Source organism: Castellaniella hirudinis, from assembly GCF_047468865.1.
Classification (GTDB): Bacteria; Pseudomonadota; Gammaproteobacteria; order Burkholderiales; family Burkholderiaceae_B; genus Castellaniella; species Castellaniella hirudinis_A.
On the sequence record NZ_JBLGTV010000007.1, the window covers coordinates 130,207 to 144,885 of the forward strand.

The 14,679-nt window shown below is 60.6% G+C and carries 10 protein-coding genes; all 10 read left to right on the forward strand.

Annotated features, from left to right (window positions below; translation table 11 throughout):
* Positions 1–299 precede the first annotated feature (299 nt).
* The 10 genes from ACMHYJ_RS10775 to ACMHYJ_RS10820 all read left to right on the forward strand — a co-directional run bounded on the left by ACMHYJ_RS10775 (position 300) and on the right by ACMHYJ_RS10820 (position 14,359).
* Positions 300–1,997, forward strand: coding sequence for a beta strand repeat-containing protein (locus ACMHYJ_RS10775; protein WP_414246173.1), 1,698 nt, complete (start codon positions 300–302; stop codon positions 1,995–1,997).
* A gap of 283 nt (positions 1,998–2,280) precedes the next feature.
* Positions 2,281–3,885 carry a hypothetical protein gene (locus ACMHYJ_RS10780; RefSeq protein WP_414246174.1) on the forward strand — a complete coding sequence of 535 codons (1,605 nt, stop codon included), beginning with the start codon at positions 2,281–2,283 and terminating at the stop codon, positions 3,883–3,885.
* Between the two features lie 59 nt (positions 3,886–3,944).
* On the forward strand, positions 3,945–5,054 hold the full coding sequence (locus ACMHYJ_RS10785) for a hypothetical protein (protein ID WP_414246175.1): 1,110 nt from the start codon (positions 3,945–3,947) through the stop codon (positions 5,052–5,054).
* Between the two features lie 41 nt (positions 5,055–5,095).
* Positions 5,096–8,059 carry a tetratricopeptide repeat protein gene (locus tag ACMHYJ_RS10790; protein WP_414246176.1) on the forward strand — a complete coding sequence of 988 codons (2,964 nt, stop codon included), beginning with the start codon at positions 5,096–5,098 and terminating at the stop codon, positions 8,057–8,059.
* Entirely contained in the window at positions 8,056–8,994 is a 939-nt protein-coding gene (locus ACMHYJ_RS10795; protein WP_414246177.1) for a UDP-glucuronic acid decarboxylase family protein, read from the forward strand. Before ACMHYJ_RS10790 ends, ACMHYJ_RS10795 begins: the two co-directional genes overlap by 4 nt.
* Positions 8,991–10,202: a methyltransferase domain-containing protein gene (locus tag ACMHYJ_RS10800; protein ID WP_414246178.1), complete on the forward strand. Its 1,212-nt coding sequence runs from the start codon at positions 8,991–8,993 to the stop codon at positions 10,200–10,202. The genes ACMHYJ_RS10795 and ACMHYJ_RS10800 overlap by 4 nt, the downstream gene beginning before the upstream one ends.
* Positions 10,199–11,365 carry a nucleotide sugar dehydrogenase gene (locus ACMHYJ_RS10805; RefSeq protein ID WP_414246179.1) on the forward strand — a complete coding sequence of 389 codons (1,167 nt, stop codon included), beginning with the start codon at positions 10,199–10,201 and terminating at the stop codon, positions 11,363–11,365. The genes ACMHYJ_RS10800 and ACMHYJ_RS10805 overlap by 4 nt, the downstream gene beginning before the upstream one ends.
* Before the next feature lie 215 nt (positions 11,366–11,580).
* The gene (locus ACMHYJ_RS10810) at positions 11,581–11,790 is read left to right on the forward strand and encodes a hypothetical protein (protein WP_414246180.1); all 210 of its coding nucleotides are present in this window, start codon (positions 11,581–11,583) and stop codon (positions 11,788–11,790) included.
* Entirely contained in the window at positions 11,762–12,895 is a 1,134-nt protein-coding gene (locus ACMHYJ_RS10815) for an Rpn family recombination-promoting nuclease/putative transposase (protein ID WP_414246181.1), read from the forward strand. The genes ACMHYJ_RS10810 and ACMHYJ_RS10815 overlap by 29 nt, the downstream gene beginning before the upstream one ends.
* Before the next feature lie 402 nt (positions 12,896–13,297).
* A complete protein-coding gene (locus ACMHYJ_RS10820) occupies positions 13,298–14,359 on the forward strand; it encodes a DUF4351 domain-containing protein (RefSeq protein WP_414246182.1) in 1,062 nt (353 codons plus the stop codon).
* The last annotated feature ends 320 nt before the right edge of the window (positions 14,360–14,679 follow it).

Consider the following 14,679-nt stretch of genomic DNA (forward strand, 5'->3'; position numbering starts at 1 on the left):
GCAAGCAAGGCGGCCTGCCCGGCGCGTGTTGCAAATCCGCAACCCGCGCCGGGTTTCACCGCAAGAAATTGGGAACTCAGCCGCTTGATGCGGGTCTGATCAGCACAGGATAGGTAAACTATCCCGTACTTGTCTATCCGGTTGGCTGTCTTACCGTCTGCCGTTGACAGTTTTTTTCATAATGTTTAGACTCCGCCTTTGTTACTGAAGGCTGGGTTTGACGACATAGGGTCAGTTGGCCGGCAACAGCTAACATCCATCGATGGGTTCGACCCGCAACAACTAGGATGAATATTCACATGGCTAATCCGTATTTCGACGCTGCCTACTACCTGGCACACAACTCTGATCTGGTCAAGGCTGGTATTACCGCTGCCACCGCCGAATGGCACTATGACACCTATGGCGCAGGCGAAGGTCGTGCGCCCAATGCTTGGTTTGACGCCAACGCCTACCTGCTGGCCAACACCGACCTGATCGCCAACGGCGTGACCATGGCCACCGCCCTGGCGCACTTCGCTAACTACGGTGTCAACGAAGGCCGGATTTTCAATAACAACCCCGCACTGCAGCCCGGCAACTTCAGTGCCAAGGCCTATGCCGACCTCAATGCCGACGTGGCTGCCGCCTTCGGCATTACCGATACCAGCGCCATCACGCCCGAGCAAGCCAACCAACTGCTGGGCCATTTCCTGGCCTATGGCCTGCCTGAAAACCGCGATGCCGGCGCCGCCAACGCCGCTTTCGTGGCTGCCGCCGTTGCCACCATCACTGTCGCGGAAGGTGTTGTGACCGTTGGCACCAGCGGTAATGATTCCTTTGTGTGGAATGTGGATGCAATCACCGGAACCCACGCGGCACACGACGCAGTGAGCGTCAATGGCCTGGATGGCACGGATACCCTCACCATCAACGGTAATGCTGCTGGTGCTGACAACCAAAGTTTGGTCGTCAACGTGGCTTCGGTGGAAAACGTTGCCTTCAAGGGCGATGTCGATGATCTGGCTGGCGGTGCTACTTCTCACCTGCAGGTCAATGGTACGGGCGTGCAGTCCCTGACAATCGACAATGATGATGCCGCCGTTGCGTTTGTCTATGCCGGCGCCAAAGTCAACACCCTCAACCTGGTGGACGGTGCTGCTACCCTGAACTTCGCGGCTGCTTCTGTGGCCGGTACGGCCGATGCCTTGGCTGTCACGGTGGGTAAGGAAGCTGGTAACCTGATCGTCAACGGTATCGAACAAGTCAGCGTCGCCGTGGCGGCGGGTGCAACCACTGCTAATATCACGGATAACGGCGTGGCAGGTGACTCGCTGGTGTTCAACGTCAGCGGTGGTAAAGCGGGCACTGGTACCGCGCTGACCGTCGAGAGCACTGGCTCCGCTTCTTTGGGCTCCGCTACGGTTGATGGTTCTGCCTTTGTTGGTAACTTGACTGTCAACATTGGCACTGCCTTGGCAGGTGTCAAGGCCATCAACGTCACCACTGGCTCGGGCGACGATGTCTTGAACGCTACCACTGCAGTTGACACGTTGACGGGTAACGCAGGTGCCGACACGTTTACGTTCGCAGTCGCCGACAATGCTCTGATGGCGTTGTCGTCTACCGGCAAGATTGAGGGCGTCGACACCATTACCGACTTCTCCACGTCCACTGCCAGCACTGATGTGTTCACTTTCACCGGCGTTACCGCTGGTGGTGCTAGCTCCGCTATTAAAATCGGCGCCGACACCATCGCCAACACCGATGCCAATAGCGTGGTGACATTCGATACCGGGTTCCTCGCGGGCAAAGACTTGACTGCCATCGTCACTGCCTTGAGTTCTTCTGATTTGGCTGATACAGAAGGCGTTATCTTTGACTTCGGCGGCAGCACCTACGTCTTTGTCTCCGATGGGGTCACGACCGGTATCACCGGCGACAGCTTGGTTCAACTGACCGGCGGTGTCAGCGCTGCTGATTTGGCTGTTGGTGCTAATGCCATCACATTTGCCTAACTGGCTTTACAGGCTGGTTCTGCAGTGCGCTGCAGGCAGCACGGGGCTAAATGACCCTGCTGCCAGATGGCAAAACAAATGGAACATGGCGTAAGCCAAGCCTGAAGCAATAAAAACCAACCCCCGATACCATCAGGTTCGGGGGTTGGTTTTTGTGCTTCCGGCGGAGAGGCGTAATTAAAAATTAAGCTATTGAACAACTGGCATAGATTGCTGCCACTGGCAAGACTGGCGCGGCTACGATTAAAATCATCCCACCATCGGCACACAGGATAAAACTCACATGGCTAACCCGTATTTCGACGCTGCCTACTATCTGGCCCAAAACCCGGATCTGGTCATCGCCGGCGTGACCCTCGCCACGGCAGCGCAGCACTACGACAACTACGGCGCTGCCGAAGGCCGTCAGCCCAACCCCTGGTTCGACCCCAACGCCTACCTGCTGGCCAATACAGACCTGATCGCCAACGGCGTGACCCTGGCTACCGCACTGGATCACTTCACCGCCTTTGGCGTCTACGAGGGCCGCCTTTTCAATAACAACCCTGATCTTCAGCCAAGCAACTTTGACGCCGCCGGCTACGCCCGCGACAACGCCGATGTGGTCAAGGCCCTGGGCATCGAAGACATCGCCCACCTGACCCCCGGCGACGCCCACCTGCTGATGGCCCATTACCTGGCCCATGGCGCGGCCGAAGGTCGCGGCGGCGCGGGGGACGCCTTTGCCGAAGCCGTGGCTGTCGCGCCGATTGTCGTCAAAATCAATGGCGATTTCACGGTGGGAACCGCCGTCAACGACACCTTCTTGTGGACTGGCGCCGCGGCCGGCGATGGCGTGCTGGCGACTGACGCGGTGTCCATCAATGGCCTGGCGGGCATCGATACCCTGAAGATCATTCATGACAATTCGGCCAGTGTCACGGTTGCCGAAGCGGTCGTGCTGGCTTCGGTGGAAAACATCGCGGCGGTGCTGGCCGGCGATCTGGCCCTGGAATTCGCAGACGGCGCGGCCGTGCAGTCCATCCGTATCGAAGGCGGCAATATCCTGGATGTGGGTTTCCTGGCCGGTGCGGCGGGCGCTGCAGATAGCCTGAATGTGTCGCTGGACGGCACCGGCACCGGCTTGGTCGTCGATGGCATTGAAACCATCAATGCCACGCTGGGCAAAGGCGATCACGTTTACACCCTCACCTCCGATTTCGCCTGCGGCGACGCAATCACCTTCAATCTGGCCGGCGGCCAGGTCGGCAACACGGCCACGGTTACCGTCGAAAGCGTGGGCTCTCCCACCCTGGAGACAGCCACGGTCAATGGCGCGGCTTTTTCCGGTAACCTGAATATCGTCATCGGCGGCGACTTGCAAGGCGTACATGCCGTCGTCATCGCTGCCGGTGCGGGCAACGACGTGCTGAACGCCACTAAAGCAGCCGATACGCTGACGGGCGGGGCGGGTGACGATGTGTTCGAGTTCGGCGCGCTGGCCGCTGGCAACGCCGGCGTTTCTTTCAACGCAGCCGGTGACGAAATCGTCGCCCACGATGTCATTACCGACTTCAAGCAAGGCGATTCGATTGAATTCGATGCGCTGACCGCGGCCAATAGCGCGGATGCCTCGATTGGCACGGTAAACGCGGGCGTGCTGACGTTTAGAACCGGATACCTTCCTGGCAAATCCCTGGCCGACATCTTCACCGATCTGTCGATGAACGGCGGGGTTATCACGGACAGGGGCCTGCTCTTTGATTTTCACGGCAGTGCCTATCTATATGTATCGGACGGTAGCGCGGCCGACCTGAATGACGGTCTTATCCAGCTGACCGGCGGTGTCAGCGCCGCAGACCTGAGCTTCAACAGCAACGCCGTCGTGTTTGCCGCCCCTGTCGTCTAAGCCCCGGGGAAACCCATCCCGCCCCGGGTTTCCCCATTACACCAGAGGCGTCATCTTCCGTGTCCACCAGCCGGCGTCTGCGCCCTTTACTGCCTAACGAACCCAGCCTGAGCTTGTCGGCCGCCGAGCGGGCGTTGACCGAACAGCATTTGCTGCCGGTTCTGGCGCATGTCGAAGCCTGTTTTCTGGCCGTGCGGTTGCGCCTCGACCCCGAACTGCGGCGGCTGCAGCCGGTAAAATTAGGCAAGCCTTATCCATTGGGGCAGTGCCTGGAAATTGCCCGGGCGGTAAAGAAGCAACTGCGCGGTGTGGATCGGGACACCTTGCCCGCCGAGGCCGCCCGGGGCTTGAGCGCCTTGCGCGACTTCTTCGGCGCGGGCGGTTCGTTTCGCCTGGTGTGGGGCGATCTGCGCGGGCAGTTTTTCCAGAACGCTTTTCAGCTGGGCAGCCTGTATGTCGATGTGGCCAACGACACCGTCGTGCCGAGCAAGCCCAAGGTGGAAATCCTGCCTTTCGAGGCGGCGAATTTTGTCCCCATCACCAGTTTTACCCAGTTTCGCCAGGTGGCTGCGGACTACTGGCAAGATCAAATTTATCCCAACCATGTGCTGCCCGAGCTTGCCCCGCATTGCCCGCTGATTCACGTCAGCCCAACCGGGGGCATCAAGCTGCATGAGGCCACGAAATACATGCTGGCCCTGACGCATGCGGATGCCTTTCGTCCCAGCGAGGCCGTGTTGCGCGATGTCCCCATGCCGGCGGCGCTGTTCAACCGGATATGCCGCCTGCTGACTGCGCATGGCTATAATCTGCCCGCCGATGCCGCTCAGGGGCGGCGGCTTGCCTTGCAGCGCTGCAGCCAGTTTCGCGCCAAGCGCCTGCACCATCAGCCGGGGACTGCCCCCCAAGTGATTGCAGCCGTGCAGCAAATCAATCGTCAACTGGCCCAGGCCCGTTTTGCCCAGCGGCAACAGGAAAAACCCATGCCCACACTCAAGATTGACGATGTTGAATATGATCTGGACGGCCTCTCGGACGCAGCCAAGGCGCAGTTGCAAAGCATCCAGTTCGTTGACCAGGAACTCGCCCGCCTGCAGCGGCAAATCGCAGTCATGCAGACAGCGAGAAAATCCTATCTGGCTGCACTGAAAGCGGCGCTGCCGTCATAGTCATCCTCCGGCCCCATCGCCATCACCGCCCTGACCCGCCCATGAAACCCAACCCGACACTCACCCTTGAACAAGCGCTGCAGCGTGGGATTGACTGCCACCGGGCGGGTGATCTGCCAGCGGCCGAGCGTGTTTATCGCGCAATTTTGGCGGTTGCGCCCCGCCATGCCGATGCCAACCACAATCTTGGTGTGCTGTTGGCGAAAACGGGGCCTTCCCAGGCCGCCTTGCCGTTTTTCAAGGCGGCCCTTGAGGCCAGCCCCCAGACCGAACAGTTTTGGGCCAGCTACGCCAATGGCTTGTGCCGGGCGGGCAGGGCCGACACGGCGCGACAGGTGTTGGCGCTGGCCGAACAACGCGGCCTTGGCGGCCCCGCCATCCAGCAGGCCGCTGCGGCGGCCGGCGTCGGTGTCAACGCCAGCGTACCGGCCGTCGCTTCAACCGGCGTCAGCGCCAGCGCACCGGCCACCGCTTCGGCCGACGCCAGCGCCAGCGCGTCAGTCGCCGCTTCGACCGCCGCCAGTGCCAGCGCGTTGGCCCCCGCGTTTCAGGCCCGCGATACCGGTCAATACCAGGCGGCGGCCCGCTGGCTTGAAGAATGGCTGCGGACGCACCCGGATGACGCGGCCGCCTTGGCGCTGCTGGCGCAAGTGCTGTTGCTGGATCAGCAGGACAAGCGCGCTGCCGACGTGCTGCGGCAGGCGCACGCCCTGGCGCCCGGTCTGCCTGCCGTCCAGCATAATCGTGTGCGCTTGGCGCTTAAAAGCAAGCAGTTCGACAGTGCGTTGGAAATCGCCGGGCAAACGCTTAAAGATGATCCCGACAACCCCGAAACCTGGCTGATCTGCGCGGCGGCCTTAAGCGCCAAGCAGCGCGACGCCGAAGCCCTGGTGCTGGTCGACCGTGCGCTGCGGGCCCGGCCGTCTTACGCCGAGGCCTGGGCCAGCCGCGCCCTGATTAGCCAGCGCGCCGGCAACCGGGCCGGTGCGCTGGCCGACTTACAGAAGGCCCTGGCGCTGAAGCCGCACTTGTTGCAGTGCTGGCAGTTGGCCGCCAGTTTGCATTACGCCGATAACAACCTGGCGGCGGCGATCCATGCGCTGCGCAAAGCGCTGGAAATAGAACCCCGCAATGTCCATGACATGGTGCGGCTGGGCGAATGCCTGCGGCAAAACAATCAGCTGGATGCCGCAGCCGCCTTGTTCGAGCGCGCCGTATCCATCGCCCCCGCCGCGCCCGCCGCGTGGGCTGGCCTGGGCACCGTGCTGCACGCGGCCGGGCAGTTTGAAAAAGCCCGGACAGCCTACGACACCGCTTTGCGCTTACAGCCCGATCAGCCCGAAGTCCTGCATAACCTGGGGGCGATGGCAAAAGAGGGCGAGTCCTGGGAGGCCGCGCTGGCCTACTTTGAGCAGGCGTCGCAAAGGGATCCCAAACGGGTGCAGTTTCTGGTCAGCAAAGGGCAGGCGTTGCTGAAACTGCGGCGTCCGCCCGCTGAAGTCGAGGCGGTGATCCAGCAGGTTTTTGCCCTTGCGCCCGGGCACGAGGCCGGCCTGGGCTTGCTGGGCGAGTTGAACAAAGCAATCGGCCGGTTCGCCGATGCGGTCACCTGCTTTCGCCAGGCTTTGGCTAAAAACCCGCAATCGGCCCATGCCAACGCGGCCTTGGGCGCGCTGCTGAAAGATGTGGACGACTCCATCGCCGAAGCGGAAACCTATTTATCGCGTGCGGTGGCGCTCGACCCAGACAAAATCGGCTTTCTTAGCGGGTTGCTGTTTGCGCGCAATTACCTGGCCGACCAGACCCCGGCCCAGCGCTTGCAAGAAGCCCGGCGATATGGCCTGCTGGCCAGCCGGAAGGCGCGGCAGGCGTTGGCCGGCGCGCCGCAGACTACCCCGGCGCGCTTGCGGGTGGGCTTGGTGTCGGGCGACCTGCGCGACCATCCGGTGGGCTATTTTCTGGACAGTTTTTTGCCTTATTTGGACCGCGACCGGCTGGAATTGATCGCTTACCCCACCCACCATGACACCAGCGCCTTGACGAATCGCCTGCGCGCCCGGATGAGTGCCTGGACGCCGCTGCATGGTAAAAGCGATGCCTGGGCCGCAAAGCAGATTGCCGACGACAATATCCATGTTTTGCTGGATTTGTCCGGCCATACCAAGCGCAACCGCCTGCCCGTCTTTGCCTGGCGGCCGGCCCCTGTGCAGGCCAGTTGGCTGGGTTATTTTGCCACCACGGGCGTGGAGCAGATGGATTTTCTGCTGGGCGACCCGCATGTCACCCCGGCGTCCGAAGCCGCGCATTTCAGCGAGCGCATCTGGCCCTTGCCCGAAAGCTATCTGTGCTTCGGCCCGCCCGCGTTCGATTTGGACGTCAACCCTCTGCCCGCCCTGGCTGCCGGGCAGATTACTTTCGGCTGTTTCAATAACCTGACCAAGATGAACGATGCCGTGGTGGCGCTGTGGGCGCGGGTGCTGGCGGCCGTCCCCGCGTCGCGGCTGTTTCTGAAAACCAAACAACTGGCCGATGACCAGCAGCGCCAGCGCGTCGTCCAACGTTTTGCCGCGCACGGGGTGCCGGCGGATCGCTTGGTGCTGGAAGGCCCTTCGGATCGGGCGGAACTGCTGGCTGCCTACCACCGGGTGGATATGGCGCTGGATCCTTTCCCTTACCCCGGCGGGACGACCAGCGCCGAAGCCATCTGGATGGGCGTGCCGGTATTGACCCGGCGCGGCGACTGTTTTCTATCGCATGTGGGGGAAAGTATTGCGTACAATGCGGGCTTGCCGCAGTGGATTGCCCGGGACGATGCCGATTACATCGCCAAGGCGGCGGCGTTCGCCCAGGATGTCCCGCGTCTGGCCAGCCTGCGCGCCGGCCTGCGCCAGCAGGCACTGGCGTCGCCCCTGTTCGATGCGCCCCGTTTTGCCCGCCACTTTGAACAAGCCCTGTGGGGGATGTGGCACAGCGTCGTCAACCAGCAAAAAGACACACAAGCATGACAATGACCATCCTGGTGACCGGGGGTGCCGGTTTTTTGGGTTCGCACTTATGTGAAAGGCTGCTGCAAGATGGCCACGAGGTCATCTGTGTCGATAATTTTTATACCGGCAGCAAAGACAATATCCGCCACCTGTTGGCCCACCCGCGTTTCGAGCTGATCCGCCACGATGTCTGGCTGCCTTTGTACATCGAGGTCGACCGCATCTTCAATCTGGCTTGCCCCGCCAGCCCGGTGCATTATCAAAACGACCCGATCGCCACCGTCAAGACATCGGTCTTGGGGGCCATCAATATGCTGGGGCTGGCCAAACGCCGCAAGGCCCGCATCCTGCAGGCGTCCACCAGCGAGGTCTATGGCGACCCGCAAGTGCATCCGCAGCCCGAAGCCTACTGGGGCCATGTCAACAGCATTGGCCCCAGGGCCTGCTACGACGAGGGCAAACGCTGCGCCGAAACCCTGTTTTTCGATTATCACCGCCAAGCCAAGGTGGATATCCGGGTGGTGCGGATTTTTAATACTTACGGCCCCCGGATGCACCCCCATGACGGCCGGGTCGTCAGCAATTTCATCGTCCAGGCGCTTAAGGGAGACCCCATCACCCTGTACGGCGATGGCAGCCAGACCCGGTCTTTTTGCTATGTGGACGATCTGATTGAAGGCATGACGCGGATGATGGATCAAGACGCGGTCATCGGCCCGGTCAATCTGGGAAACCCCAGCGAATTCACCATCCGCCAGCTGGCCGAAACCGTGCTGCGCCTGACGGGTTCGCGCAGCACGCTGGAATACCGCCCCCTGCCGCAAGACGACCCCGCGCAGCGCCAGCCGGACATCGCCAAAGCCGCCGCCGCCCTGGATTGGACGCCGTATGTCGCACTGGAAGACGGTCTGGAAAAGACCATTGATTATTTCAAGAAGACCTTAAACCAATGACGCCGACCCTGATCCCGGCCCCCTGCCCAGTGTGCGCCCATCGCGTGGCCGCCCCCTTCTTCAACGGCGGTCGGCACGCCTTGGCCACCCTGGGATGGCCAGCCAGCGCCGCCGAAGCGCAAGCCATGCCGCGCCATCCCCAGCATTTTGTGCAGTGCCCCCGATGCACGCACGTCTGGAACCACGCCTTTACCTACGACGCGATTCCGTATCAGGACAACCCCAACCGGATGTACAACAAGGGCGGCATCTGGAAAGGCCATCTGGCGGCCACGCGTGAACTGGTCTTGCGGCAGCTGCCCCAGGCGCCCACGGTGGTGGACATCGGCTGCGGCGAAGGCCATTTTGTGCGCGGGCTTGCCGAAGCCCGCCACCGGATTGGACGTTTCGTGGGGTTCGACCCCAGCGCCGCCCCCGAAACCGGGCATGGTGTAGAGTTTCACGCCGCGTACTTCAAACCCCTGCAACATATGCCGGATTATGCGCCCGATGCGGTGATTATCCGTCACGTGCTGGAACACCTGACCGATCCCGCCGCCTTGCTGGAAGAACTGGCCTGGGGGGCCGCCAGTCAAGAAAACCCCTGCTGGCTGTTTGCCGAAGTCCCCTGCATTGACCGGGTGCTGACGACCGGGCGGCTGGCCGACTTTTTTTACGAGCACGTGTCTCATTTCACCACCCGCGCTTTTCGCACACTGATGGCGCGCGCGGGCGATCTGGTCGAACTGGCCCACGGCTACGACGGCGAAGTGGTCTACGCCTTGGTCAAACTGGGCGTGCCCGCGACCCTGCGGCAACAGGCCCGGGCCGCGGAACACTTTGCCCATGCGGCCGACCGCAGCCGCGGCACAATCGGCCGCCAGCTGGATGCCCTGTCGGCCAGCGGCAAACGGGTGGCCATCTGGGGCGGCACCGGCAAAGCTGCGGCCTTCATCCATCAGTTTGGGGCCGATGCCGGCCGTTTCCCCCTGGTGGTGGATTCCGACCCCGAAAAAGCCGGCACGTTTGTGCCTGGCGCCGGGCAGGAAATTGTCTTCAGGGACGTGCTGAAAACCGCCCCTGCTCAGGTGGTGATCATCCCGACGCAGTGGCGGGCAAAAGACATCGTGGCCGAGATGGCCCGCGAAAACATCACCGCCGCGCAGGTGCTGATCGAACACAACGGCAAATTGCTGGATTTCCATCTCGACGCGCATCCATACCAATGAAAATCGCCATTGCGGGCACTGGATATGTGGGCTTGTCCAATGCGATACTGCTGGCGCAGCGCCATCAGGTCGTGGCGCTGGACGTGCTGCCGCAAAAAATGGCCCTGCTTAATCGAAAACAATCACCCGTGGACGATGCGGATATCCAGCATTTCTTGAGCCATGAACCGCTGGATTTGCGTGCCACAATCAACCCGCAAGACGCCTATGCCGAGGCTGATTTTGTGATGATTGCCACCCCCACCGATTATGACCCCGAAACCGGCGGCTTCAATACAAAATCAATAGAGGCCGTGGTGCGCGATGTCTTGGCCATCAACCCACAGGCCACGATGGTGATCCGCTCGACCGTGCCCGTGGGGTACTGCAACGGCCTCCGTGCGGCATTCAACACCCAAAACATCATTTTTTCGCCGGAATTCCTGCGCGAAGGCAGGGCGCTGCACGATAACCTGTACCCGTCGCGCATTGTGGTGGGAGAACGATCCGCCCGCGCCGAAACCTTTGCCCGGCTGCTGCAACAAGGGGCGCGCAAACAGGATATCCCCACGCTGCTGACCGACAGCACCGAAGCCGAAGCCATCAAGCTGTTTTCCAATACGTATTTGGCCATGCGCGTCGCGTATTTCAACGAGCTGGATACCTACGCCGCCAGGCACGGCCTGGACACGCGCCAGATGATTGAAGGCGTTTGCCTGGATCCGCGTGTCGGCACGCATTACAACAATCCCAGCTTTGGCTATGGCGGCTATTGCCTGCCCAAAGACACCCGGCAACTGTTGGAAAACTACCGTGAAGTCCCGCAAAACCTGATTCAAGCGATTGTCGAATCCAACGCAACTCGCAAAGACTTTATCGCCGCCGAAATTCTGGCCAAAAACCCCCGTCGTGTCGGCGTGTATCGCCTGATCATGAAATCCGGGTCGGATAACTTCCGCGAATCAAGCGTTTTAAGCATCATCGAGCGGCTTGAGGCAGCCGGTGTGGGCATCGTGATTTACGAACCCCTGATCTCGGCATCGAAATTCGGCAATGCCCATGTGGAAAACGACCTGGACACGTTTAAACGCACCACGGACGTCATCATCGCCAATCGGCTGACCGCAGACCTGAATGATGTGAAAACCAAAGTGTATACCCGCGATTTGTTCGGCGAGGGGTAGGGGGCGTTGGTAGGGCGGGCGTGGTGTGGATCGCTGCTTATTATGGATTGAAAATCCGCAGTCGCCGAGGCGGGGTGCTTGAGCTGCGCCAATCCCCCCGGTTAATACATTGGCCGTCTGAACCGCGCAGGTTTGACTGCGTCAATACGAAACAGTCATACCATCACGACAATCCGTGACATTTTTAGCCGTCAGGATTTTTCCGGGATAGTGGTTTGCCGGGCTGGCATTCACAATGGCTGCACCCTGTTTTGGATGCCCGCCATGTCTCCCCGCCGTCCGCGCCCGGCCTTGCCGCCGCCTGGTTCGTCTTCGTCGCTGTCATCGACTTCGCCATTGCTATTGGCACCGTCTTCGTCATCACTATCGGCATCGGCCTCGGCATCGGCATTGCCTTTGTCATCATCGCCGCTGCGGCAGCATGACCCCGCTTCGGTTGATCACGCCACATCCCCCGACTCGCCGGAGCCAGACACCCAGGCCCGCAACGACTACGACAGCCCCTGGAAAGAGGCGCTAGAATTATTCTTCCCGCAGGCCATCCAGCTGCTGGCCCCGGACTTATACGCGCTGGTCGATTGGGCAGCCCCGATTGGGTTCCTGGATAAGGAATTGCAGGCCATCCGACATGCGGCGGTTCCATCCAAAGGCCGCAAAATGGTGGACAAGCTGGTCAAGGTACGGCTATTGTCCGGGCATCCCGCGTACTTGCAGGTGCACCTGGAAGTCCAGGGGCGGCTGGCCACCGAGGCGGATTTTCGGGCGTTTTCCTGGCGCGTCTTCCAGTACCACACGCTGTTGCAGATTCGTGAAATGCGCCGGCAGAGTCTGGCGACCCCGCCGCCCATCTACAGCCTGGGGATACTGATCGACCAGCCAGGCGTTGAAGAACCACCGGTCACGCAGCTGGTTCACCGAGATAAGTACCTGTCGCAAAAGACCGAATTCGTCTTTCCGGTTGTAGAATTAAGGCAATGGGCCAATCGTCTGGATGACTTGGATGCACTGGCCCCGCACAACCCGTTCGCGGTGTTCGTGATGGCGCAAATCCAGGCGTCCCGGCACCCGGACAAGGCCACGCGGCTGCGGCCTTTGATCGACTTGGTGCGACGCTTGTACGGCTATGGCTACGACCGGGATCGAATTGGTCAACTGGTGCGCCTGGTGGAATGGGTGATTCGCCTGCCCACCGATTTGGAAACCGATTACTTGCAGGCTGCCCGGCAGCTGGAACAGGAGCATGAGATGAGCTACGTGACGATTGCCGAGCGGGTGTATACCCAGCAAGGGCTGAAGATGGGGATTGAACAGGGTATTGAACAGGGTATTGAGCGGGGGATCGAGCAAGGCATTGAGCGGGGCATTGAGCAAGGCCAGGCCAATCTGTTGCTGCGCTTGGTCGAACGCCGCTTTGGCGCACAAGCCGACGACGTCCATGAAAAAATCCGTTCGGCCAACAGCGCCCAGTTGGAAGCGTGGTCATTGAATTTTGTGGACGCCCAGGTCTTGGATGACGTGTTCAAGGATTAAGTGTGTCACCGCGATTGCCTAATGCGTGGCCGGGAAAGACGGCGATACGCTTTTAGCACAAAACATTCTGAAACAAAGCTGCGGGCAGGGGATGAAGCAAGCCCCACGGGCAGATGGCAACGCAAATGGGATACTCCGGCTTAAGCAGATTTTGATTCTTGCCTGAATGTCATTCGATCAGGGGAAGGTCATAACGCGCATACCATCACGACAGTCAATGACATTTTTAGCCGTCAGGATTTCTCCGGGATAGTGGTTTTCCGGGCCGGCACCCACAATGGCTGCACCCTGTTTTGGATGCCCGCCATGCCTCCCCACCGTCCGCGTCCGGCCCAACCGCGGCCTGTTCCTTCTTCGCTATTGCCATCGTCTTCAGCATCGCTGCGGCAGCATGACCCTGCCTTGGTTGATCACGCCACACCCTCCGACTCGCCGGAACCAGGCGCCCAGGCCCGCAACGACTACGACAGCCCTTGGAAAGAGGCGCTGGAATTATTCTTCCCGCAGGCCATCCAGCTGCTGGCCCCTGACTTATACGCGCTGGTCGATTGGTGCGCTCCGATTGAGTTTCTGGACAAGGAATTGCAGGCCATCCGGCATGCCGCGGTGCCATCCAAAGGCCGCAAAATGGTGGACAAGCTGGTCAAGGTGCGGCTATTTTCCGGGCATCCCGCGTACTTGCAGGTGCATCTGGAAGTCCAGGGGCGGCTGGCCACCGAGGCGGATTTTCGGGCGTTTTCCTGGCGCGTCTTCCAGTACCACACGCTGTTGCAGATCCGTGAAATGCGCCGACAGGGTCTGACGACCCCGCCGCCCATCTACAGCCTGGGGGTACTGATCGACCAGCCCGGCGCTGGGCAGGTGCCGGTCACGCAGCTGGTTCACCGGGATAAGTACCTGTCGCAAAAGACCGAATTCGTCTTTCCGGTTGTAGAATTGAAGCAATGGGCGGATCGGCTGGAGGAACTGGACGCCCTGGCCCCGCACAACCCGTTCGCGGTGTTTGTGATGGCGCAAATCCAGGCGTCCCGGCACCCGGACAAGGCCACGCGGCTGCGGCCTTTGATCGATTTGGTACGCCGCTTGTACGGCTATGGCTACGACCGGAATCGAATTGGTCAACTGGTGCGCCTGGTGGAATGGGTGGTGCGCCTGCCCGCCGATCTGGAAACCGATTATTTGCAGGCTGCCCGGCAGCTGGCACAGGAGCATGAAATGAGCTATGTGACGATTGCCGAGCGGGTGTATACCCAGCAAGGGCTGAAGATGGGCATTGAACAGGGTATTGAGCGGGGCATTGAGCAAGGCCAGGCCAATTTGCTGCTGCGCCAGATCGAACGCCGCTTTGGCGCACAGGCCGACGACATCCATGAAAAAATCCGTTCGGCCAACAGCGCACAGTTGGAAGCTTGGTCATTGAATTTTGTGGACGCCCAGGTCTTGGATGATGTGTTCAAGGATTAAGTGTGTCACCGCGATTGCCTAATGCGCGGCCGAGAAAGACAGCGATACGCTTTTAGCACAAAACATTCTGAAACAAAGCTGCGGGCAGGGGATGAAGCAAGCCCCACGGGCAGATGGCAACGCAAATGGGATACTCCGGCTTAAGCAGATTTTGATTCTTGCCTGAATGTCATTCGATCAGGGGAAGGTCATAACGCGCATACCATCACGACAGTCAATGACATTTTTAGCCGTCAGGATTTCTCCGGGATAGTGGTTTTCCGGGCCGGCACCCACAATGGCTGCACCCTGTTTTGGATGCCCGCCATGTCTTCCCGCCG